Source organism: Flavobacterium granuli, assembly GCF_900129705.1.
GTDB lineage: Bacteria > Bacteroidota > Bacteroidia > Flavobacteriales > Flavobacteriaceae > Flavobacterium > Flavobacterium granuli.
Genome location: NZ_FQWO01000013.1, coordinates 33,234 through 57,303 on the forward strand (window position 1 = coordinate 33,234; position 24,070 = coordinate 57,303).

23 protein-coding genes are annotated in these 24,070 nt (G+C 34.5%); 8 read left to right on the forward strand and 15 right to left on the reverse strand.

The features are described from left to right. Positions 1 to 181: 181 nt before the first annotated feature. Positions 182 to 1,036 (forward strand): CvfB family protein, encoded by an 855-nt coding sequence (locus BUB25_RS14460; RefSeq protein ID WP_072945569.1) that lies wholly within the window; start codon positions 182 to 184, stop codon positions 1,034 to 1,036. 66 nt (positions 1,037 to 1,102) lie between these two features. Here BUB25_RS14460 and BUB25_RS14465 read toward each other — a convergent pair whose 3' ends face one another. After that, positions 1,103 to 1,942: a hypothetical protein gene (locus BUB25_RS14465; RefSeq protein ID WP_072945570.1), complete on the reverse strand. Its 840-nt coding sequence runs from the start codon at positions 1,940 to 1,942 to the stop codon at positions 1,103 to 1,105. 236 nt (positions 1,943 to 2,178) lie between these two features. Here BUB25_RS14465 and BUB25_RS14470 point away from each other — a divergent pair, with 236 nt between their 5' ends. From BUB25_RS14470 to BUB25_RS14500, 7 genes are all read left to right on the forward strand, one after another. Beyond that, on the forward strand, positions 2,179 to 3,009 hold the full coding sequence (locus tag BUB25_RS14470; RefSeq protein WP_072945571.1) for a 1,4-dihydroxy-2-naphthoyl-CoA synthase: 831 nt from the start codon (positions 2,179 to 2,181) through the stop codon (positions 3,007 to 3,009). Between the two features lie 68 nt (positions 3,010 to 3,077). Then, on the forward strand, positions 3,078 to 3,593 hold the full coding sequence (locus BUB25_RS14475; RefSeq protein WP_072945572.1) for a PH domain-containing protein: 516 nt from the start codon (positions 3,078 to 3,080) through the stop codon (positions 3,591 to 3,593). Further along, entirely contained in the window at positions 3,593 to 5,095 is a 1,503-nt protein-coding gene (locus tag BUB25_RS14480) for a PH domain-containing protein (RefSeq protein WP_072945574.1), read from the forward strand. The genes BUB25_RS14475 and BUB25_RS14480 overlap by 1 nt, the downstream gene beginning before the upstream one ends. Positions 5,096 to 5,146: 51 nt before the next feature. After that, the gene (gene menA / locus BUB25_RS14485) at positions 5,147 to 6,109 is read left to right on the forward strand and encodes a 1,4-dihydroxy-2-naphthoate octaprenyltransferase (protein WP_072945575.1); all 963 of its coding nucleotides are present in this window, start codon (positions 5,147 to 5,149) and stop codon (positions 6,107 to 6,109) included. A 10-nt stretch (positions 6,110 to 6,119) separates the two neighbouring features. Further along, positions 6,120 to 6,797 (forward strand): metal-dependent hydrolase, encoded by a 678-nt coding sequence (locus BUB25_RS14490; RefSeq protein WP_072945576.1) that lies wholly within the window; start codon positions 6,120 to 6,122, stop codon positions 6,795 to 6,797. Between the two features lie 126 nt (positions 6,798 to 6,923). Continuing rightward, a complete protein-coding gene (locus BUB25_RS14495) occupies positions 6,924 to 8,129 on the forward strand; it encodes a tetratricopeptide repeat protein (protein ID WP_072945578.1) in 1,206 nt (401 codons plus the stop codon). Positions 8,130 to 8,264: 135 nt separating this feature from the next. Then, positions 8,265 to 9,308, forward strand: a complete 1,044-nt coding sequence (locus BUB25_RS14500) for an o-succinylbenzoate synthase (protein WP_072945580.1) — start codon at positions 8,265 to 8,267, stop codon at positions 9,306 to 9,308. A gap of 86 nt (positions 9,309 to 9,394) precedes the next feature. On the opposite strand, the gene BUB25_RS14505 is transcribed toward BUB25_RS14500, so the two are convergent. The 14 genes from BUB25_RS14505 to BUB25_RS14570 form a co-directional block, all read right to left on the reverse strand. Beyond that, positions 9,395 to 9,679: a YXWGXW repeat-containing protein gene (locus BUB25_RS14505; protein WP_072945582.1), complete on the reverse strand. Its 285-nt coding sequence runs from the start codon at positions 9,677 to 9,679 to the stop codon at positions 9,395 to 9,397. 298 nt (positions 9,680 to 9,977) lie between these two features. Continuing rightward, complete coding sequence (locus BUB25_RS14510) at positions 9,978 to 12,011, reverse strand: OmpA family protein (protein WP_072945584.1); 2,034 nt, start codon at positions 12,009 to 12,011, stop codon at positions 9,978 to 9,980. A 12-nt stretch (positions 12,012 to 12,023) separates the two neighbouring features. Next, the gene (locus BUB25_RS14515; protein ID WP_072945586.1) at positions 12,024 to 13,715 is read right to left on the reverse strand and encodes an Ig-like domain-containing protein; all 1,692 of its coding nucleotides are present in this window, start codon (positions 13,713 to 13,715) and stop codon (positions 12,024 to 12,026) included. 295 nt (positions 13,716 to 14,010) lie between these two features. After that, positions 14,011 to 14,289 (reverse strand): YtxH domain-containing protein, encoded by a 279-nt coding sequence (locus BUB25_RS14520; protein ID WP_072945588.1) that lies wholly within the window; start codon positions 14,287 to 14,289, stop codon positions 14,011 to 14,013. Between the two features lie 17 nt (positions 14,290 to 14,306). Then, on the reverse strand, positions 14,307 to 14,459 hold the full coding sequence (locus BUB25_RS16500; RefSeq protein WP_106357574.1) for a lmo0937 family membrane protein: 153 nt from the start codon (positions 14,457 to 14,459) through the stop codon (positions 14,307 to 14,309). Between the two features lie 111 nt (positions 14,460 to 14,570). Beyond that, positions 14,571 to 15,215 (reverse strand): porin family protein, encoded by a 645-nt coding sequence (locus BUB25_RS14525; protein ID WP_084089638.1) that lies wholly within the window; start codon positions 15,213 to 15,215, stop codon positions 14,571 to 14,573. Positions 15,216 to 15,269: 54 nt separating this feature from the next. Next, positions 15,270 to 15,455 (reverse strand): CsbD family protein, encoded by a 186-nt coding sequence (locus BUB25_RS14530; protein ID WP_072945592.1) that lies wholly within the window; start codon positions 15,453 to 15,455, stop codon positions 15,270 to 15,272. A gap of 12 nt (positions 15,456 to 15,467) precedes the next feature. Next, positions 15,468 to 15,680, reverse strand: coding sequence for a hypothetical protein (locus tag BUB25_RS14535; RefSeq protein ID WP_072945593.1), 213 nt, complete (start codon positions 15,678 to 15,680; stop codon positions 15,468 to 15,470). A 620-nt stretch (positions 15,681 to 16,300) separates the two neighbouring features. Then, on the reverse strand, positions 16,301 to 16,735 hold the full coding sequence (locus BUB25_RS14545; RefSeq protein WP_072945596.1) for a response regulator: 435 nt from the start codon (positions 16,733 to 16,735) through the stop codon (positions 16,301 to 16,303). Continuing rightward, entirely contained in the window at positions 16,732 to 19,386 is a 2,655-nt protein-coding gene (locus tag BUB25_RS14550; protein ID WP_072945598.1) for an ATP-binding protein, read from the reverse strand. The genes BUB25_RS14545 and BUB25_RS14550 overlap by 4 nt, the downstream gene beginning before the upstream one ends. Before the next feature lie 16 nt (positions 19,387 to 19,402). Next, positions 19,403 to 19,978, reverse strand: a complete 576-nt coding sequence (locus BUB25_RS14555; protein ID WP_072945599.1) for a helix-turn-helix domain-containing protein — start codon at positions 19,976 to 19,978, stop codon at positions 19,403 to 19,405. Positions 19,979 to 20,251: 273 nt separating this feature from the next. After that, positions 20,252 to 20,722 (reverse strand): hypothetical protein, encoded by a 471-nt coding sequence (locus BUB25_RS14560; RefSeq protein WP_072945601.1) that lies wholly within the window; start codon positions 20,720 to 20,722, stop codon positions 20,252 to 20,254. Continuing rightward, positions 20,719 to 21,399 (reverse strand): peptidoglycan DD-metalloendopeptidase family protein, encoded by a 681-nt coding sequence (locus BUB25_RS14565; protein WP_072945687.1) that lies wholly within the window; start codon positions 21,397 to 21,399, stop codon positions 20,719 to 20,721. The genes BUB25_RS14560 and BUB25_RS14565 overlap by 4 nt, the downstream gene beginning before the upstream one ends. Before the next feature lie 165 nt (positions 21,400 to 21,564). After that, positions 21,565 to 23,973 carry an alpha-ketoacid dehydrogenase subunit alpha/beta gene (locus tag BUB25_RS14570; RefSeq protein WP_072945603.1) on the reverse strand — a complete coding sequence of 803 codons (2,409 nt, stop codon included), beginning with the start codon at positions 23,971 to 23,973 and terminating at the stop codon, positions 21,565 to 21,567. Between the last annotated feature and the right edge of the window lie 97 nt (positions 23,974 to 24,070).

Consider the following 24,070-nt stretch of genomic DNA (forward strand, 5'->3'; position numbering starts at 1 on the left):
TTATGTTTTTTTTCAAATTTAACAAAAAAAAGACAATGAAGACTATTGCATATAAGCAGATTTTTCTCTGATGTTATCGCAAAAGTAGCTTTAGAACTAAATAAATTAGGTGTTTGTAAAATCATTTTTGGTTTTGCTATTTTCAAACTTCGTACCTTTGCGCTTTAGAAAAAAGAATAAAATGATTGAAATAGGAAAATACAATACGCTTACTATACTGAGAGATACTAAAGTGGGGTTGTTTTTAGGATCACCAGAAACGGATCCCGAAGGAATACATGATATACTCTTGCCCAATAAATATGTTCCCAACGAATTTGAAATAGGTGAGGAATTGATTGTCTTTGTTTATCTGGACCATGAAGAGCGTCCGGTGGCAACTACCTTGGAACCTTATATTTTGCTGAACGAATTTGCGCTTTTGCGTGTGAATTATGTCAATCAAATAGGTGCTTTTATGGACTGGGGAATGGAAAAAGACATTCTGGTTCCTTTTAAAGAGCAGGCGCGTCCTATGGAAAAAGGCAAGCGTTATCTGGTTTATCTTTATATGGATGAGAAAACCAACCGTTTAGTGGCTTCGAGCAAAACGAATCAGTTTTTGAATAATGATGAGCTGACCGTTGAAAAAGGCGAAGAAGTAGAGTTAATCGTTTCTCATATTACTGAAATCGGAATCAATGTCATTATCAATGAGCGCCATAAAGGCTTGTTGTATAAAGATGAAGTTTATGATGATGCAATTCGTACCGGAGATCGTATGCGTGGTTATATTAAAAATATTCGACCTGATAATAAAATAGATGTTTCTCTGCAAATTCAAGGCTATGAAAGTATTGAACCCAATGCCGAGAAAATATTAGACGAGCTAAGAGCCAGTCGTGGTTTTCTGAGATTGAACGACAATTCGCATCCCGAAGATATCAAAACGGTCTTGAAAATGAGTAAGAAAACTTTTAAGAAGGCGATTGGAGCTTTGTATCGTGAAAAGCTTATCGAGATTAAGGATGACGGAATTTATCTGGTTAAAGAATAATAAAAAGAAAGAAAGACGAATCAATAAAGATTGGTCTTTTTTTTTTTGTTTTGAATTCAAAGCCATCTATTTCTCGGCATGTACGCTTTCTGATTTTACTACAATTTCCTTAATTACACCATCAAGTTCTCTGCTGGAAATGACGATATTGTCTAAAAGAAATTTCTTGTCTTCTTCGGAATTACCACTGTCTTTTAATAGTTCAATAAGAGCCATTAATCGAGATAATGGTGTTCTGACAACATGGGACTGAATCCAAGTGATTTCTTTTAATAGGTTATTTTGCTTTTCTATTTTTTTAGTATGGACTAAGTTTTCTCGAAAACGGTCATTTAATTTGCTAAACAACCTTGGAATTAAAGAACATACTAAAAAACTAAGGAAAATTAAGTTGGAGAAAACAGCAAAGAGCTCATTTGGTTTAGTGCTATTTTGATGAACGGGTAACCAATCAATATAATACAATGAAATGTAAAGGATAGAAATGTAAAGATTTAAAAGCGCCGGAGTGTATTTGTTTTTAAAAGAATGTATAAAAACAGACAAAAAACAGGATGCAAGTAGGTAAAGTGTACTATTAAGGCCAACATAATAAATCAAAGTAAAACTAAGGATGTATAGATTAGCAATAAATAATAATTTTCGGTATTTTATTTTGATTCCTTTTCTAAAACCAAGCAGTATAATCATTAAAACAGACAATAGATCTATAACTACCATAGGGTAATAACCGCAATCGAAAGCCCAAATTAATGAAGGAGCCAAAGTAATAATACTTAAGGGGATTATAAAAATAATCGTATTGGAAAACATATCGTCTCTCCAATATTTTAAATTTTTATTTTGATCTGAAGAAACTAAAATTGTATGTTTTATAACTGAAATATATTTTTTCCAAGAAATCATTAGCGTCAGGGTTTAGTTGGTAACTACATGATAATGAGTCAGAAGCTATTGTAAATATAGTAAGAATATTATTTAAAAAAAACAAAAAAAAAATAAGCTATTTGTTTGGAGCACGCTTTGCGTCTTTCTGATTTTAGGATTCTTATGAATTCCTTTTCTATCATAGTCCGAATTGAGTTGTTTAAAGTGTGAAAAATGCATTATTTTTACACTAAAATAATTTAAAGCTATTTAGAATGGACTGGATCACTGCCAAGGAATACGAAGATATCACTTATAAAAAATGCAATGGCGTTGCCAGAATTGCATTCAACAGACCGGATGTACGAAATGCTTTTCGACCTAAGACTACGGCTGAATTGTATAATGCTTTTTATGACGCCCAAGAAGATACTTCGATAGGTGTGGTTTTGCTGTCGGCTGAAGGTCCTTCGTCAAAAGACGGAGTGTATTCTTTTTGCAGCGGAGGGGATCAAAATGCTCGTGGTCATCAGGGTTATGTGGGCGAAGACGGTCAACACCGTTTGAACATCCTGGAAGTACAACGTTTAATCCGATTCATGCCAAAGGTGGTCATTGCCGTCGTACCGGGATGGGCAGTAGGCGGCGGACATAGTTTGCATGTAGTTTGCGATATGACGTTGGCCAGCAAAGAGCACGCTATTTTTAAACAAACCGATGCCGATGTAACCAGTTTTGACGGCGGATACGGCTCAGCTTATCTTGCCAAAATGGTAGGTCAGAAAAAAGCACGTGAAATTTTCTTCTTGGGACGCAATTATTCTGCCCAGGATGCCTTTGAAATGGGAATGGTAAACGCCGTAGTTCCTCATGCCGAGCTAGAAGATACTGCTTTTGAATGGGCACAGGAGATTTTGCAAAAATCACCAACTTCGATTAAAATGCTGAAATTTGCGATGAACTTAACTGATGACGGTATGGTTGGACAACAGGTTTTTGCAGGAGAAGCGACCAGATTAGCTTATATGACAGAAGAAGCCAAAGAAGGACGAAATGCCTTTCTTGAAAAGAGAAAACCAAATTTTGAAAAGAAATGGTTGCCTTAGTTTTTTGAATTAAAAACAAAAAAGTCTTTGAGAGTGACTTAAAGGATTTAATTTTTAATACATAATGAATGGAGAACTTCTCAAACGAGACTATCGATACAACCGAACTTCCAAAATTTGAAGCCGTACAGTTCTCGGTGCTGAGCGCTAGCTATTGGAAAGTAATAGTGATAAATATTCTAATGCTATTCTTGGTTTTAGGGACAGGCTTCAGCTTGTTGCTGTTTTATAATGAAGAAGTAAAGTTTTTTAGTGTCGAAATAAGCCTTCTTTTTGTTGTTTTACTGTTGCTTACGTTCATTTTTTCGAGAATTAGTTTTAAGAAAAAAGGGTTCGCATTCAGGGAACATGATGTGCTTTTTAGATCTGGGATGATGGCTACAAATACAATCATAATCCCTTATAATAGAATACAACATGTGGCTTTACATGAAGGGTTTGTTTCGCGTTATTTTGGCTTGGCCAAAATCGAGATTTTCACAGCAGGAGGTAGTTCAAGCGATTTAGAAGTTCCGGGAATAGCGATTGAACAAGCCGAAAAAATCAAGCAATTGTTGATGGGTAAAATTCAAAAACAATTGTAATGGAGCAACAATTTAATCATCCTCAAAGGCAGTCTCCAATAGGCGTTTTGGTGATGTTTTTTGAAACTTTACAGCAATGGGCGCGCGGTTTGTGGCCTGTTTTAGTTGTTTATGCTTTTAAATTCAATGAACTGAATAAAGTGTATCTTTTTCTGGGAATTAGTGTTTTTTTGCTGATTATTGTCTTTGTGGCCTATTTGAAATACCTGAATTTTACTTTTTTTTTAGAAAGTGAAAATGAGGAGTTTGTTATCAATGAAGGAATTTTAAACAAAACAAAAACGATTATCCAATTAAATAAGATTCAGCAAGTCGATATCAACCAGTCTTTGATTCAAAGGCTTATCGGGGTTTATGAGCTTAATGTCGATACGGCCGGTAGTGCAAAGAAAGAAGGAAAGATAAAAGCGATTTCGCATCCTTTAGCTTTGGCTTTGAAAACAAGGTTGCTGGAAAATGACAGGAAAAATCAGGATACCGTAATGGCCGAGGGATTTTTGCAAGAAGAAATTATAGACCCAAAGCCGTTCATTAAGATTAGTTTTCTAAGTTTATTGAAAGTGGGGATTACGTCAAATTATGTAAAAACGCTGGGGTTGATATTGGCTTTCTTGGCCACCATTTATGAAAACGGAAAAAAATTCTTACCGGAAGACGGTTTTAATAAGGAAGAAATTGGGAATTATATCGATCAAAGTGCTGTTATTAGTTCAATTGTACTTGTTTTCTTTTTGACGCTGAGTTTGATTTTAATAATCAATTTAGTCCGTGTTGTATTTAAATATTTTGATTATCAATTGACCAAACAAAATGGCTCTTTGTTGCTTTCTTTTGGATTATTAAGTACTAAAAGTACTATTGTAAAACCGGAAAAAGTTCAAATAGTGACCCTAAGTAGGAATTATTTTCAGAAGAAAATGAATATTCTGGAAATTAAAATAAAACAGGCAACCAGTAGCGATAAAGAAAATAATAAATCCATAATTGAAATTCCGGGTTGTGACGAAAAGGAGAAAGAAGCTATTTTTAAGCTTTTGTTTCATAGCATTCCAGAAAAAGGCTTCGTTTTGAAACCGAATTATCGAAAATTGGTTTTTTCAATAGTCCTTTTTATGCTGCTTCCGGTTATTGTTTTTTTTACTTTGGCCAATTTTATCGACGCAACTTTGTTTGATTATGCTTTTGCTTTGCCTTTGTACTTGCTTTTTGTAGGGCTGATTGTTAGTTTTGGATACAAAAATAACAGACTCTATATAAGTGATGATTTTATTATTAAGCAAAGCGGAGCTTGGGATATTGATAATGAAATTATTGAACCGGGTAAAATCCAGGCGATAACAACTTCACAGCTATTTTGGCACAAAAAGGCCGATATAGGTTCTTTGATAATTCACACAGCAGGAGGTGACGTAGTTTTTCAATTGGGGAATTTTACCAGCATTAAACAGTACGTGAATCTTTGGTTGTATCGAATAGAAACCGCCAACAATAATTGGATGTAATGGTCCAAATTTTAAAAAGAAGAATAATAGAAATACTAAAAAATAAATAAAATGAAACATTGGATTGAAGCCGCACGATTAAGAACATTGCCCTTATCCATATCTGGAATCATAGTGGGAAGCATGTACGCATTGGCTAACCCAACGGATAATATACTTACGCCAACAGAGGTTTTTAACTGGAGGTTATTTGGTTTTGCAATTTTAACTACTCTTGGATTACAGATTTTGTCCAATTTTGCCAATGATTATGGGGATGGTATAAAAGGCACAGACAATAAAGATAGGGTAGGTCCAAAAAGAGCCATTCAAAGCGGAGTGATTTCTCCTGAGGCAATGAAAAGAGCGATAATTATTACGGCAGCACTGACCTTGCTTTCTGCAATGCTGTTGATTTATTATGCATTTACAGATACCAATATTTTTTATTCTCTGTTTTTCTTAATCTTGGGTATTTTGGCAATTGCTTCCGCAATTCGTTATACAGTGGGGAATACCGCTTATGGCTACCGCGGTTACGGAGATTTGTTTGTCTTTGTATTTTTTGGATTAGTGAGTACTTTGGGAGTGAATTTTCTTTACTCAAAAGAATTAGATCCATTATTGTTTTTACCGGCTGCTGCAGTGGGACTTTTGAGTGTAGGAGTTTTGAATTTAAATAATATGCGTGACGAAGCCTCGGATAGAAAGTCAAATAAAAACACCATAGTGGTGAAAATTGGTGGAGCCAAAGCAAAAATCTATCACTATTTTCTAATAATCTCAGCAATGGTTTTGGTGATTGTTTTTGCGCTTTTAAGTGGTTTTAAACTAGATCAGTATCTTTTTTTACTGGCTTATATTCCTTTGACTAAACATTTAATTAATGTCTATAAAAATAAAGAAGCCAAGTTGTTAGATCCTGAATTAAAAAAACTGGCTTTGAGTACTTTTGCGCTTTCAGTATTGCTTGCTTTATGCATGATTTACTTTTTTTCAGATATAATTGTTAACACGCTATTGGGCGGAAGATAAATTTACTACCATGAAAATAACATTTTACGGACATGCCTCCTTAGGAATAAAAGTAGGCGGAAAACACATTTTAGTCGATCCATTTATTTCAGCTAATCCATTGGCAGAACATATCGATATTGACAACTTAAAAGCCGATTACATTTTATTGACTCATGCTCACGGTGATCATATTTTGGATGTCGAGTCGATAGCAAAGCGAACCAATGCGATCATCGTTTCAAATGCGGAAATTGCGGGTTATTATGCAGCCAAAGGATTACAAACTCATCCGATGAATCATGGCGGAAGCTGGAATTTTGATTTTGGAAAAGTAAAATACGTCAATGCGGTTCATTCCAGTTCTTTTCCTGATGGAACGTACGGGGGAAATCCCGGCGGTTTTGTCATTGAAGGCGAGCATAAAAACATTTACATAGCCGGAGATACGGCACTGACGATGGATATGAAGCTCATTCCGATGCGAACCAAACTCGATTTGGCCATCCTGCCTATCGGGAATAATTTCACGATGGACGTCGAAGATGCGATTGTAGCTTCTGATTTTGTCGAATGCGATAAAATTCTGGGCTATCATTACGATACTTTTGGATACATCGAAATCAACCACGAAGAGGCAATCCGTAAATTCTTTGATAAAGGCAAGGATTTAATGTTGCTGGAAATAGGCGATAGTATCGAATTATAATTTTTTTAGGAGCTATTCCTGCTGTACGTTGCAATCTTTCCTAGTGGTTCCAAAGCTCCAGAACCACTAGGAAAGGATTTTCACTCCCATCAGGGCTAGGGCAAATCGTTAATTAAGAAAATACAAGTGAAAAATATCTTTTTAGTGCTATTCATTAGCATTTTTTATCAGTCGGCTTTTGCGCAAAAGGACGGTTATTGGGACAAAGACAGGGCAACAACCAAAGAAATTGTCGTTTCGGCCAGAGACCGGATACTAATAAAAACAGACGATTTCCCCGTAGGAACCACAGAGTTGATTTATAGAATCACGCTTTTGGATGAGAATCAACAACTGGCCAGCAGTTTAGTTTCGGTTTTAAAAGCCATTCCAGATCCTACAGGAATCAGTCAGGGATCAGCAGGAGCTGTTTTTGTTTTGTCTAAAGTTTCCGGATCAGACAAATGCAAATACGCTGTTTTTTCATCATCCGAATTGGCTTTAGAATATCAAAAGAAAGCTAAAAAAGACAAAGCCTGTTTGGTACAGGATACTCCGGTGAGTAAGGACGCAAAAAGACTTTCGGTAGATAAATCGGCTTGCTTGAAACCGGGAATTGAAAATTTATGGTTCGGTTTTGAAAGTACCAACTGGATTTTGAAACAAAAAATAATTCTTGAAGTTGTTCCTTGGGTCGATACAAAGCTCAGTCGCGGCTGGTCTTTGGAAAACAGGAAAAGCATCATCAATCAATGTGAAACTTCAGCATTGGCCAGAAAACTGGCTAATTCGGATGATTTTTGCGTATGCATTCAGGAAAAAATGGAAAAAAAGTACAAGTTTCAAGAATTTCAAAAACTGCTGGCCATAGAACAGGCAAAAGTGTATAAAGATTTTGGCAACAGTTGTTTCAACGAAACTGGAGCTTCTCGGGAACTTTATAACGATTTAAGAAAGCAGGCTGCGGGTTTTGCTAAGAAAGGGGATTATGGCAATGCAATAGCTCAATATGCAACCATAATCAACGAGGGCAAAGCAACGGTATTGGATTACAATGCTATTGGGACGAATTATATTTTGACTAAACAGTACGGCAAAGCGATTAAATTCTTGAAAGAAGGCGTAAAACTGGATGATTCGGAGTTGTTATTGAAATTAAATTTAGCACATGCCTATTTGTTGAATAATAACTATTCTGCCGCTAAAGCCATTTACAAAGAATATCAAACCCAAAATGTGACTGATAGCTTGAGTTGGAGTCAAAAAGTAAAACTGGATTTTGAGACTTTCAAAAAAGCGGGATTGTCTTCAGGTGATTTTGACAGAGTTTTGAAGTTGTTGGGAAATGATTAACGATTTAAGACTTTTTATTTTTTCAAACATATAAGTCATTTAAGTTTTTTGATGAAGCAAATTTTAAAATATTGATAAACTTAGATTTTCTTAGATGACTTATATGTTTAAAAAAAACTTCAATTTAGATAAAAAATGAAAGCAAGCTACCATAAATACATCCTCGATTTCAAGAGAGCTTCCGGAACCTCGCGCGGCGTTATGACCGAAAAAGAAACCTGGTTTTTAGTTTTGGAAAACGAAGGAAAAAAAGGAATAGGAGAGTGCGGAATTCTCAGAGGATTGAGCGCAGATGACAGACCGGATTATGAAGAAAAATTGCAGTGGACTTGTGCCAATATTCATCTTGGAAAAGATGCACTTTGGGAGGCGCTGATCGAGTTTCCTTCGATCCAGTTTGGAGTTGAAATGGCGTTCCAGTCTTTGCAAAGTGAAAATCCTTTTTTATTGTTTCCTTCGGGTTTTACCGAAGGGGAGAATTCGATCCAAATCAACGGACTTGTTTGGATGGGAGAGGAAGCTTTTATGAAGGAGCAAATTGAGGAAAAATTAGCTCAGGGATTCCATTGTATTAAACTCAAAATAGGAGCGATAGATTTTGATAAAGAATTGCAATTATTGGCATTTATCAGAGCGCATTTCAGTGCGAAAGAGATAGAAATAAGAGTTGATGCTAATGGCGCTTTTGATTCAAACGAAGCTTTATATAAGTTAAAACAACTAACTGGTTTTGAATTACATAGTATCGAGCAGCCTATTCGAAAAAATCATACTGACAGGATGGCAGAACTCTGTAAAATCACTCCTTTGCCTATTGCTTTAGATGAAGAGTTGATTGGAGTGTTTTCTTTCGAAGAAAAAGAGAAATTATTACAAAAAATTAAGCCCCAATACATTATTTTAAAACCGAGTTTTGTAGGTGGTTTTCGGGGAACTCAAGAATGGATTTCTTTGGCCGAAAAGTATCAAATAGGATGGTGGATTACCTCTGCCTTGGAGAGTAACATCGGATTAAATGCCATTGCACAATGGACTTTTTTACAGCATAATTTGATGCCACAAGGACTTGGAACCGGAGCGCTTTATACGAATAATTTTGACTGTCCGCTTGAAGTTTTTAAAGGGGAATTATGGTATAGAAAAGAGTTGGATTGGGCGTTTGATTTCGAGCAGTTTTAGATCTTGATTTTTATAATAAAGCTTTTCCAGAATGATTGGAATTGTGAATCATTTTGGAAAAGCTCTTGTTAATTTGAAAGATTTATTCATCGTCTTCTTTTTTCCCAACGATAACCACGATCGTATTTTCTCCATTCTCCATTTTTGTGATTTCGTACTGTATTAGGATTTGCCCAATATCCTTTCTTTTGGATATAATTTTTACGGGAATTATCCCATCTCCATCCTCCTTCAATCCAAATATAATTTGGGTAAGGTCTTGGAGTGATGTCTAATTGAACATAAGCAGGCTGTTCAGAAACATATCCAGCACAGCTGTTAACTAATAATGTAAATCCTCCTAAAAGGATTAAAAGCAGGAACTTTTTCATATCATTAATTTTAGGTATTAAAGTAATAACTTATTGAAGTTAAGTGTTTTAAATTAATTTTGTTTGTAAATTTTTGTTAAGATTGTGTTTTGTAAATGGTTCAAAAAACAATCAGCTGATAACATGAAATTACTTTATTACTTCTTGATACTTTAAACTTAAATAACCAGCAACTTCAGTGTGCAGTTTTTGTTAGCGTATCATTAATTAGAAAGCTATAAAAAACCAAAAGAGGATAGACTTTTATGTGTCTATCCTCTTTTGTAAATTATAAAAATAAATTTTGTATTGTCTTGACTTATTTTTTTGCGGGAATAATGTCAATAATTACTGTTCTGTTATAAGAACGTTCTTCTGGAGTTTTATTTTCAAAAGGGGCTTTGTTCTGATCCTCTCCAAATCCATTTAATTCAAACTTAACATCATTTCTTGCTGTTTTAGACAAACCACTTTCAATAGTGTTCTTCACATCATTAGCACGAGCCAAAGACAAATCTTGATTGTAGGTTTCTTCACCAATAATATCTGTGTGACCATGAATAATTACTGTAGCTCCAAATGGAATTTTTGGCACTATTACATCAGTGAGGTATTTTTCATAGATAGTAATGGCTTTAGATTTATTAAACTCATAGATAATACTGTATCTAATGCCTTCTTCAACTTTGGCTGGTGTCCAAAGGACTACATGCATTGAATTTTCTTTCTCTATTATTTTACCGCTTTTGGTTTGACCAATCATTTTTACTTTGTAATCACCTGCTGGACGACTGCCTAAAATTGATTTCCCAGGAATACTAACTACCTCTTCAGTATAAGGACCGAAAGATTGTGTTTTTCCTTGTTCATCTGCAATTTGCAGGGACCATGAAGATAAAGCTTCGGTGGCTCCTTTGTTATCAAAAGTGACATAACTTTCTACTGGAGCTTCTTGAAGTGCAACAATTTGTACCGGTTTCAATTGAGAATCGGGACCACTTTGAAATTCCATCAACAAATCAGGAGAGCTTGTCTCAATAGAAACTCTACGGTCTCCTTCGCTAAGAAGCTTTAATTCTAATGTTCCGCCTGGTTGTAAAGAGGGGATATTAGGTTTGTTTTGGCCTGTAGTTTTTATTCTTGAGGCAGTTATAACGAATGTATTGACTAAATAATTTTTAACAGATTCAGCCATTAGTAAAGCATCTTCAGGACCTTTTTCCGAAGAACCAACTAAAGTAATGGTTGCAGATGGATTTTTTTGCATGCGGTCTCCAAGAATATTCAGTACATTATAGTAGACTGTCATTTGTCTTTTTGAGCGTTCCGATAATTTTTTTGGAGCGAATGCTTCTAATTGGTCTTCTTTAAACTCTTTTACCTGATTTTTTTCTAATAAAACATAACGATTTGGTATTTCAGTAGATTCAGTGTTAAAATAAACATAGTTTCTAAGCGGAAATATTTCATTAAATCGAGATGTACCTGGTACATTACTAGGAGAATTTATTGAAAATTGAACTTCGGCATCCTTCACCATATCAGTAGACTGTTGGCTGTTTTGTCCTTGTCCAAATTTAAGCGCAACACCAGCTCGTACAGTAGTGATGTTCCATGTTTCTGTAGAACGTGGGTTTTGGCCAAAATAAGGTTGGAAGGAAACAAATGGCGACAGTACAAATTGTGTCTTATTACTATCCGATGAAAGAGGAATGTCATAACCGGCACCAATTTGCATCGAAATAATCGTTTTATTGACATTATCAAAATCACCTTTTACTGCTGTATTAGGTTCCTGATTCGGAAACGCTGGATTAGTACCTAATTGATAAGTAAATGATTTGTCCAGATTGAAAGCCAAACGTGGACCTCCATATAAGTAGAAACTAGATTTGAAAGGTGCAAAACGCAAACTTGGTTCCACCGTAATATAGCTTAGGTTTGTTTTTAAATCAGCTGGGCAGTCACATGGAGTAACTACTTGGTCAAATTTACCTTTTCGGTTATCATAACCTGCCTGTAGCATAACACCCCATCTAGAATCAGCAGGACGATATTCTAAAAGTGGTGCAATAAATAGTCCTGTCCCAAATCCATCATGAAAAGTTGTTGGAGATGTAAAGCCTGCATTCATTTGTTGGGTTGATCCACGGTAAAAATTAAAATTGGCTCCACCCGCTAAACCAAAGTACCAAGAAGGTTTGCTGTATTTTACTTCAAGTGTTTCCTGTGCTTGCACCGTTGTTTGAAAACTCAACCATGATAAGGCGATTATAGCAGTATTCTTAATGCTAAGGCTATTAAGAGACCATGCTGAGCACAGTCCCTTTTTATTATTATTTTTTAATTCCATTATTTTTATGATTTAGGGTTTTGTGATGATGTTAGTATGAGTCATTACTACTGCTCCATTTCTGGCAAGCATTCTGCCTTTTGCAGTTGAATGTGATCCCATTGTTATGGATTGTAAGGCCAATATGTTTCCTACAAAGCTTGTGTAATCACCAATAGTTGCAGAACTTCCGGTTTGCCAAAAAACATTTTCAGCCAAAGCTCCACCAGTAAGTTTGATGTTTCCACCCGCTCCACCTACAGTGGTAAAGGCAGATGCTATTTGGAAAATCCAAACATCTGTGGCACTACCGGATAAAGTTAAATCTCCATTTTGCACTAAAAGAGTTGATGTTGATTTGTAAATACCGGCAACAAGTGTTTTTCCTCCTTGATCTCCGGATACTGTTATTGGCGCGCTATAAGATGCCCCTTCGGCAAAAAGATAGGCATTTGTTAAATCCAGTTTGGCTTGGGTTAACATTGCAGGAGTTCCAGGAGGAGCAATATCATCAGAAGCATAAATAGCTCCGCCAACTATAGTGGCAGGAGGGAAACCTGTAATTGAAGAACGAACTCCTGGGCTTATGCCTACATCCATATTGTTAATTACACTGAAACCAGCATTATTACTAACACCTACACCAGCTAATATTCCGAATCTTTTGGCTGAACCTAAATCCACTAAAGTACCTACTAAAGTTGAAGCTGTTGTAAAGTCCCAATTGTAGTCGTTTGCTAAAGAAACACCCGCTAAATTCTTGGCTCCAGATTTAATTGTGGCGGTATAAGTAGTCGCTTCTAATAGAGGACTGCTTGGTGTAAAAGTAGCGGTAGTACCTAAATAAGTAACTATTCCTGTTATTAAAGCTGTACCGTTTTTTAAAGTAAAAGTAGTAGCGTTAATGGTCGATGGATCCATAGAAATACTAAAGTCTGCTGTAATAGCTTTATTTAGCGCAACGCCTATAGCTTTATCCTTAGGGTCTGTAGCTATTACTTTGGGTGCTGTAATGATACCAGTGGTAAATTTCCATGTATAAGCATTAGGTATTGCTGTTCCTTGAATATTTTTGGCTCCAGATGTAATTGTAGCGGTATATTCGGTACTAGGCAACAAAGGGTTATTAGAAGTAAAATAAGCTGTCATTCCAACATATTCAACGGTTCCAACAACTGATGTTGTTCCCTGTTTTAAAGTAAAAGTTGAAGTGTTAATGGTAGAATAATTCATGACCATATTAAAATTAGCCGAAACTACCTTGTTAAGGAATACGTTTGTTGCATTGGACGCTGGATCAGTTACAGTTACCATTGGGGTAATAGTAGAACCGGTACTGAATGTCCAAATATAGTCTTTTTGTAAAGCATTTCCTGTGAGGTCTTTTACCGAAGATTTAATGGTTCCAGTGTAAGTTGTATTAGGCGCCAGAGGATTGGTTGGAGTAAATAATGCTGTTTTTCCTGAAAATGAAACAGTACCTGCTACTAAAGATGTACCCTGTAAAGTAAAAGAGGCCTGATTGAAAGTGCTAGCATTCATGTCTTCATTAAAGACAACAGAAATCGTTTTGTCGAGCGCTATATTAATGTCTCCATCAGCCGGACTAGTGATTTCTACCATGGGACAAATTCCGTCTATTCCTTCAAAATCGTCTTTAGCACAACTTGAAATTAATGTAATAAATAGTATTACAAAAGGTATTAATAATTTTTTAGTTTTCATTTTATTTTGTTTAGGGGATTAATTATTTGATAAAACAAAGGTTGCTTACTTATGGCCGTAATGTATTATACAATTAAAACCATAAGTTGTAAGATTCACGTATGCGCATTGTTTAAATCAATGGAAGTAGTCAATGAATTGGACTTTTGACAAGAAGATACTCTTAGTCTTTTTGGTCTAAAGCAAAAAAAAACCGAGAAGAATGCTTCTCGGTTTTTTTTTTAATAAATAATAAACAGAAAGTGATAGTAAGAGACGATTTCAATGATTGTGAAATCGTATGTCTTGAAATTTTTTATACTTCTAGATTTTCAATTTCTTTTCTTGTTTTCTCAAATTTAGATTTTCCATCATTTAAGAGATTTAAGCCTTCTTGTTTTAGCGTATCATATTTGTTTGAAATAGTATCTATGGTAGAATCAAATTTTTCCTTTATCCCATCGGCATACTCATTGCTTTTTCGCTTAATTTTTTTTCTGGTTTTGGTACCTTTAGCTGGAGCAAATAATATTCCCATTAGTGCGCCGGCAGCAAGACCACCTATAACTCCTAGTATTACTTTATCTGTTTTCATAGTTTAATTTTTTAGTTTTATAATCTTTTTCCTTGGATAAGTCTTAATAATATTGCGATTACTGCTATAACTAGTAAAATATGTATGATACTCCCTGCACTATAGGCAAAGAATCCAATTGCCCAAAATATTATTAATATTATAGCCACTGTGTAAAGTAAATTGCTCATGATTTCTATTTTTTAGAGTGTTAAGTAAAATTACATATAAATTTAAGCTTATTTATCTGTTTATCAAATAATTACGCTTTATTTTGTTGTGTAGGATATTTTGGGCTGATTTTAGTTAAATGAAATAGCAGCGTAAAAACTTAATACACTATTTTTGGCATCTGGAAAAGTATAGTTTGTTCCAAAATAATTTTTTTCTTTTCCTACTTTGACTAATCCATAGTTGTAACGTACGCCTAAACTAATCATTCCTAAATCAAGGCCAAGACCAGCGGCAAGTCCCGCATCGATTCTATTAAAGTCATTCACATCAATGTTATCTTCGAAGTTAAAACTACCGTCGTTTGATTCATTTGTTGTTTTACCGTTAATCAAATAAGAAACATAAGGTCCGGCCTGAATATTGAAGTTTTTTGAGATATTGGCTACTAGCATTACTGGAACTTCAATATAATTCAATTTGAATCGTGCGGTACCACTTGCTAAAGTGTTGTCGTAAATTACTTCGGCACCCTTTCCGCTATAATATATTTCGGGTTGAATGGCAAAAGAATTGCTTATTGGTAATTTTGCAAATAGTCCAATATTAAAACCAGTTAGTACATTCTCGTCATCTACATTATCAGTGTACAAATTAGAGAAGTTAACACCTCCTTTTATACCAAATTTGGGAGCGTTTTCTTGGGCTGTAATTGAGGTACAAACCATAAATGTCAATGCGATTGACGCTAAAAATATTGTTTTTGAATTTTTCATTTTTTTGATTTTTAGATTTGAAGAGCTTTATATTTTAGGAGTATAAAATTTAGTTCAAAGTGTATTTATAATTTTATAGAGTTCCTTTTTGGTTTTGCCTAATTTAATTTGAAGTTTTGTCATCATTTCATCTTCTTTACCTTGAAGGAAAAGCAAATCGGTATCAGTCAAAGACGCAAATTTTTGTTTTAGATGTTCTTTTTGCTCTTTCCAGGTCTGCTTCAAATTTTCATTTTTCATTTTTTATCTCTTTCATTTTTTATCCCGTATGACAAGTATTCCTCCAACAATGATTAGTACTATTCCAACTATTGGTGACCATTGTACAGGATGATTTTGCTGTCTGTTTATTTCAATTGGTCCAAAGGCGACTACTTTTTCTGTAGTAACATAATTAAACCCTGTGTAGAAAACCATGATGGCTCCTATAATAATTATTCCTATTCCGATAGTTTTTAGATTCATAGAATTCTTTTTTAATTGGCATTCAGTCTGTATTTACCTCTTTTTGATTCATTTACAAATAAATTTTGTTGGCAATCACTAATTAGAGATAAACTTTTTAAGATTCATCCTTAGTGGTCCTAACTAAACTGATACCTGAAGTAAAGAATATTATTCCCAGTATTCCGTAAATAATTAGGAATTTAATGTCTGCATTACTGCCAGAAGTGTTTGAAAACACTACCGCAGTATAAATAAGAGCTCCTATGCCTAGAACTGTAAGTAATGCCCCGAAGATTCGTTTTAGATTCATGATCGTAAGTTGTTAGATTTGGTTATCTTTTTTAATTATAGAATGTATTGATTTACAGATTAAAGTTTTAAATACAGTAATAATTAATAAAGAAGGAATTGTTTCATTAATAGCATACAATAATTTGTAATTGTATTATTAATATCAAAGGTAAGGCTCTTATACATAGTTCGTTTTATATAATTTGTACAGAAAGTTTCATCTTTCACACTTTTAGGATATCTGTGGTTTTTAAAAGCAAAAAAGCACCATTTGTACTTAACAAAGGGTGCTTGTATTTCTTCAAAATGATTTTTTCTAGGCTAAATATAGATTAACGATCACCAATTTACATTCTAGCCATATACCAATTCAGTTCTTTCTCAATTCTTTCAAAATGGAAAAAGGCAGTAATATTTTTTTGAAGTCGCAAAAAAGCCGTTTCGCTTTTTACGACATAATCAAAGGCTTTATGATGCATACAGCTTATTGCTACATCAATTTTATCCTGTGAAGACAGCATTACTACAGGAATATTAGCATCAAATTCTTTAATTTTATCTAATGTTTCTATTCCGTTCATTGCATTTTGATCTATTCCGTCTAAATGGTAATCAAGAATGATCACATCTGGATTTTGATCTAAATTAGCGATGCAAAGTTCACCGGTAGCAAAAGTTTCAACAATAAAATCGGTATGATGAAGAAACTCGATTTCTAATGATTTTAAGAAAACGGCATCATCATCTACTAAAAATAGTTTTATTTTCTCTTCGTTTTTCATCCGTTTATGTTTTTAATATTATTAAATTCTATTTCTAATTCTTTACAAGCTTGGTCGCAAATAGTTGAAAGTTCCAAAACCAAATCGTCGATTTCTCCTTTTTGATGCTCTAAATTATTGGAATAGTTCTGAATTTTTTTTGCCATTTCTTCAAAATCAGAGCTCATTCCCATTATGGAAAAAGAAGGGATCATCTTATGGGCCGAAGCTCCAAGTAGAGACCAATCTTTGTTGCTCAGGCCCTGTCTCATGGCGGTTATAAGAGGAGGTGTTTGTAGCAGGTAGGCCGCAATCATTTCCATCATTAGTTTAGGATTTGATTTAGTACGACTGTTCAAATAGGCTAAATCAATGCATTTGGAATTTTTCGCAAGGCTATTTTTTTTCAGTTCTTTGTCTTTTATGCTTGATGATTTTCTTACGATTCCTACTATTTTACTGTATAACAATCGTTCGTCAACGGGTTTTGTAACATAATCATTCATTCCTACGGCCTTACATTTGGCCAAATCTACGGTGGTGACATCAGCTGTTAAAGCAACAATAGGAATATTGGATTTCATTACTTTTCGAATGTATTCAGTAGCTTCAAAACCGTTCATTTCAGGCATTTGCAAATCCATTAGGATAATGTCATAACTGTTTTTTTCTAGTTTTTCTATGGCTATTTTTCCGTTTTCGGCAATGTCCCTTTGAAAACCAAAATCATCCAATAATGTTTTCATCAATAATTGATTTAGTGCAATATCTTCTACGACTAAAACTTTTATGTTTTTTATGTCAGAATCCAATTCAAGTATTTCAGTTTCCAGTTCGGCATCGACATCCGTTTTTTCAAAATTCAGTCTAAAACTAAATGTAGTTCCTTCGCCCACTTTACTTTTTACTTTAATAGTACCGCCTTGGGGTTCTACTAATTGTTTAACGATAGCCAGTCCCAAGCCTGTGCCTCCATAAATTCGGGATGTTCCGCTGGATGCTTGCTGGAAATTTTCAAATATTGTGGCTATTTTTTCTTCTGGAATCCCAATGCCGGTATCAGTAACAGCAAATTCAATGGTCACGTTTTCTGGGCTTTCATCAATAAGACGAACGACAACAGTAATTTTTCCTCTTGAGGTAAATTTTACGGCATTACTCACCAAATTTAAAATAATTTGATGTAAACGAACGGGATCGCCCACTATTATTGAGGGAATGTTAGGATCGTATTCTTTAATTAACGTTAAATTTTTCTCCTGAATTTTTGTTTCAAACAGATGGAGCATCGATGATATCGATGACTTTACTTTAAAGGGGATTTTCTCGAAAGTCATCTTTCCGGAATCGACTTTTGCTAAATCCAGAATATCATTTATCAATACAATTAGTGCGTCGCCACTCATTTTTATGGCGTCTAAATACTCTTTTTGTTTTGCCGTTAAATCTGTTTTTAAGACCACTTTTGTAAACCCAATAATAGCATTCATTGGAGTTCGTATTTCATGACTCATATTGGATAAAAACTGTTGCTTTGCCTTTACGGCATTTACGGCGATTAAGGTGGCACATTCGGCATTTCTTTTTTCCTCTTCAGCAATTCCGGTTGCTAGTTCGGCAAAAACCCGGGCTTCTATCAGTTCTGTTTCAATTCTTTTTTGGTCAGTGATATCACGAGCGACCACAACTACTCCAAGTACATTTTTTTGATCGTCTCTATAAACAGATCCGTTAAATAGTACATCAGTCAATTTTCCGTCTTTGTGTCGCAGCGTAAGGGGAGAATCAGCCACAGAACCTTTGGCAAAAACTTCCTGATATACTTCTCTTGCCATTTGGGGTTGGGTGAAATAATCAAAGAAGTCAGAACCAATGAGTTTGTCACGATTCAAGCCCGTAATTTTAACGGTTGCTTCGTTTATATCAGTTATTTTTCCGTCTATATTTATAGTAATTAACGGATCTAAACTGGCTTCAATAAGGCTAAGGGAATAATTAGAGAGCAATTTTTGTGAAGCGGTAAAGAGTTCTAATTCATTATTTCTGTCTTTTAAATTTTTGATGATAATAAAGACAAGGCTGAAAATGGTAAATATTAAAAGTAAAAGTAAAAAGATTAGGATTTCCGTGGTTTGGATTCTATTGTCATTTTCGTCTTTACTTTGTTTTAAATAGTTGTACTGATCCTGTTTTATATCAGCTATGATGTTTTTTAATTTATCAGTGATAACTTTTCCATTGTTAAGAATGGCTATTTTTTCATTCTCATTTAATAAACCGATCTTTCTGTCATCGATACTTTTTTGAAGTAAGAATAATTTTTCCGACGCCATGATCCTTAAGGAATCGACCTGTTTTTTTTGCTTTGGATTATTTTTAGTCAATTCTGATAAAGCCAGTAGGTTTTTGTGTAGCGATTTTTTGGCATTATTATAGGTCTCCAAATAAATGTTGTTTTCGGAAATGATATAGCCTCTCATGCCAATTTCAATAGCAAGAAGATCCAAAAGAACATTATCATTTTTACTAAGAATATCCTGAGCGTGGTTAGCTGAGTCGCCGCTAGACTTGACTTTTAGGTTGTTGTAATAGAAAAAAGCTAAGACGGAAGCCAATATTAGAACTAAAAAAAGGGAATAGAAATGGAATTTTTTGTCTGAAATTAATTTCATAATCGTTTTTAAAAAATTAATTTAGAATATTTTGATTCCTATTGTTTTCAGTGCCAATTTCTTCGATTGGACAGCGTCTCTTATCTTTTAAATTCTTGAAGTGGGAAGGGGAGAGTCCCGTTACTTTCTTAAACTGACTCGAGAGATGAGCTACACTGCTGTATCCCATTTTCCATGCAATTTCAGTGATATTGTGTTCTCCGTAAATGATTAATTCCTTGACTCTTTCTGTTTTATGGGAAATGATAAAATGTTCAATAGTCGTTCCTTGAACTTCAGAAAATAAGTTTGATAAATAGGTGTAATCGTGATTTAATTTTTCGCTTAAATAAATAGAGAAATTTACTTTAATGATTTCGTCAGAATGGTGAACCATCTGAATAATTACATTTTTAATTTTTTCTATAAGCATAGATTTTTTATCATCCATCAGTTCAAAGCCAGAGCTAAGCAGTCCTATTTTAAGAGATTCACGTTGATCTTTGGAAATATTTTCCATCACATCAACCTCCCCTAAATCAACAACTATAAAATGCAATCCAAGTTTTTTTAACTCTTCTTTGACCGCTGATTTGCAGCGATTGCTGACCATGTATTTAATATATAACTTCAAATTGTTTGTTTTTTTAACTGATTGTAAAAGTTGCTCTTTTTTATTGAAAATGAATTATATAACTTTTTTAAAAAGTTATATAATTCACTGATTTTAGACTTTAACTGAAATTTACGCCAGTAGATAAAAGCTAAAATAAAAGGCAGTACTTTTTTTAAAGTTTTGATTTATCGGTAGCTAGTATGAATTGGCCAATTGTATTTTTTGTTCAGCACCTAAAATTTATTATTTAGGATTTTAATTTTATTTCAATTAAAATGAATCTTTCCAATCCATTGATTTTATTGCAGAAATTTTATTTTCTTCATTCATATACACGCGAAGCTCTTTATTGGCCACTTTTTTAGTGTATAATGCCTTATAGCGAAAAACGATGTTGTTGTTTTGATAGTCTTTAAAAATTTCAACTAACTGAATATCTTTGAAATCTCCGTAAAACTGGCGGTAACGGGTACAGGTTTTGGAAAGTTTTTCTAAGGTTATATTGGCAATAACAGAGCTTGTAGCTTCCGTTTCATTAAAAGGCTTAAATTTTGAAGTATTGCAAGTCATCAAAATTCTTTTGCCCAGTTCGTATGCTTTATTCTTCAAGCCTGCATCAACCGCTGTCAGGGCTAGTTTCTCAAATTTAATTTCTTTTTTTTTCTCAGTCTCGAGGGCAGTTTTTTTGGATTTACACCCAATGAGTACAATTAAGCTAAGTAGTAGGATTATTTTTTTCATGCTTGTATTTTTAATAATAAATTGGGATCAGGGCAGTTTTCCAGATAAAAAGCCAAATCTTTTTTGCTACAAACGCCAGGATAATCACCCAGATTATTTTCTAAATTTTTTATGATTTGAAAATGTAAATGGGGAGCATAATCACCATTTACCGATGTATCTCCTAAAGTGGCTAGTTGTTCTCCTTTTCTGAAAAAAGCGCCTATTTCTAAATTATCTAAACTCTCTAACGCTAAATGTCCGTATAAAGTATAAAACTGTTGATGCTCCAGTCTGTGTTCTAAGATTATTGTTGGTCCATAATCGCCCAAACCGGCATTATTGTCAAAACTGTGAATTCTACCGTCAAGGGCCGCTAATACTGCTGTTCCAGCTTTTATCCATAAGTCTAAACCCAAGTGTATGTTTCTTTCTTCAGTCTCTTGATTCTTGAAAATTTGGCTTCTTTTGTAAAGATTTCTTTCTTCATTATAACCGCCATAAGCTACTTTTGATTTGTTCAAGATCAATTGATTTTCTATATAGTTCTCAAAATCAGCTGCACTGTTTAAATCGTGTTTTGATAATTCATTATTAGAAACCGAAAGATCCAGAGGAAAATAGTATTGATAATCTATTGAATCATCTATTACTTTTACATTTTGGATGTTTTTTAGTGTCGTTTCTAAGTCGTTCATTTTTATTGAATTTTGAATTTTTAAATTACAATAAAAATACAACATAAGAGATTGATATCTAAATTATAATGTTTAATTAAGATGATTTTTTGGGCAAAATCGATACTCTAGTGCAAAAAAAGGATGTCATTGTAGACATCCTTTTTCTCTTATTGAATAGTTATTTTAGTATAAACTTGGAAATTTAGAAGGGTTTACCTCATTCATCATAGCATAAACTTTTTCATAAATATCTTCTGCAGACGGTTTTGAAAAGTAGTCACCATCTGTCCCGTAAGAAGGTCGGTGCGCTTTTGCCGTTAAGGTTTGCGGTTTACTGTCTAAATAATTATAGCCGTCTTGTTGTTCCACAATTTGTTGTAGAATATAAGCCGAAGCGCCGCCAGGAACATCTTCGTCGATTACTAAAAGACGGTTTGTTTTAGCGATACTTTTTACCAGATCATGGTTAATATCAAAAGGTAATAAAGATTGTAAATCGATGATTTCACAGTCAATACCCACTTCTATAAGCTCATTGGCAGCTTGTTCCACTAATCTCAATGTAGAACCATAAGAAACCAAGGTGATATCATTGCCTTCTTTGATGGTTTCAACAACACCAATTGGTGTTTTGAATTCCCCATAATTAATTGGTTTTTTCTCTTTTAATCGGTAACCATTCAGGCATTCGATTACTAAAGCCGGTTCGTCACATTCTAATAAACTGTTGTAAAAACCTGCCGCTTTGGTCATGTTTCTTGGAACCAAAACATGGATTCCTCTAACAGCGTTGATGATCATTCCCATTGGGGAACCAGAATGCCAAATTCCTTCTAAGCGATGTCCTCTGGTACGAATAATTAAAGGTGCTTTTTGTCTGCCGACGGTTCTGTATTGCAGGGTTGCCAAATCATCACTCATGATTTGTATAGCGTACAATAAATAATCCAAATATTGAATTTCGGCAATAGGTCTTAAGCCTCTTAAGGCCATTCCTATTCCTTGTCCTATAATAGTAGCTTCGCGTATTCCGGTATCAGCTACGCGTAGTGCACCGTATTTTTCCTGCATTCCTTCCAGTCCTTGGTTTACATCGCCAATAGCTCCGGCATCTTCTCCAAAAATTAAGGCTTCTGGATATTTTGTGAAAATGGCATCAAAATTATCGCGCAGAATCATTCTTCCGTCTGCTTCTTCTTTTGAGTTTTCGTTATATTGAGGCAAAACCTCTTTTACAGAAAATACATTCAAATCAGAATCGGAATACAAATGACTGCTAAAATCGGGTTGGTTCTTTGCTAGGTAGGAGGTAATCCAAGTGGACAATTCATTTTTTCCGTCACCATTAGAAATCCAACGCAAAGATTTGCGGGCTGCTATAAGAATTTCCTTTTTCAAAGGAGATTTTATGCTATTTAATTCTGAGATTTGCTTTAGGATATTGTCTTTGTTTTCAGAAGAAACAGCGACTTTTTCCAATAGTTTTACCAGTTCTTTTTGGTCTTGGATGATGGGATTTATAAAAGCGTTCCAAGCCGCTTTTTTACCTTCAAGAACTTCATTTTTTGCTTTCAAATCAATTTCGGCAATTTCTTCCGGTGATGCAATATTAATAGCAATCATCCATAATTTCATTTGTCGGATACAGTCAAAATCTTTTTCCCAAGCAAGACGATCAGCATCTTTGTATCTTTCATGCGAACCTGAAGTGGAATGTCCTTGAGGTTGTGTCAGTTCGTTTACATGAATGAGCACGGGCACATGCTCTTCACGGGCAATGAGAGATGCTTTTTCATAGGTAGCAATCAAATCTGAATAATCCCATCCTTTTACTCTAAGGATTTCATAACCTTTAGCATCTTTATCGCGTTGGTATCCTTTTAGGATTTCCGAAATATTCTCTTTTGTAGTTTGATGTTTGGCATGAACTGAAATTCCGTACTCATCATCCCAAACACTTATTATTAAAGGTACTTGTAAAACACCTGCTGCATTGATAGTTTCAAAAAACAACCCTTCAGATGTACTTGCGTTTCCAATAGTCCCCCAAGCAATTTCATTTCCTTCAACCGAAAAATTGGATTTATTGGTTATTCCAGCAACCTGTCTGTATATTTTTGATGCTTGTGCAAGTCCCAGTAAGCGGGGCATCTGCCCTGCAGTAGGAGATATATCAGCGCTGGAGTTTTTTTGTTTTGTTAAATCTTTCCAGGAACCATCTTCATTCAAACTATGAGTGGCAAAGTGCCCGCCCATTTGTCTGCCTGCCGACATAGGATCCTGTTCTATACTAGTATTTCCATATAAACCGGCAAAAAACTGTTCTACAGTCAATTGACCAATAGCCATCATAAAAGTTTGGTCACGATAGTAGCCAGAACGGAAATCTCCGTCCTTGAAAAATTTAGCCATCGCAAGCTGAGGGACCTCTTTCCCATCACCAAAAATTCCAAATTTAGCCTTTCCGGTCAATACTTCTCTACGTCCTAATAGACTACATTCTCGGCTTGTTATAGCGATTCTGTAGTCGTTCAATACTTCGGTTTTAAAATCTTCGAATGTCAATGTAATATTGGTTTTTTCTTTTATCATAATTGAAAAGTATAACTTAGTGCTGCAAATTTACTTAAAAACTAGCTATTATCATAATTCAATAAAAGAAATAAAATTTAATTATGTGTAATTTTAT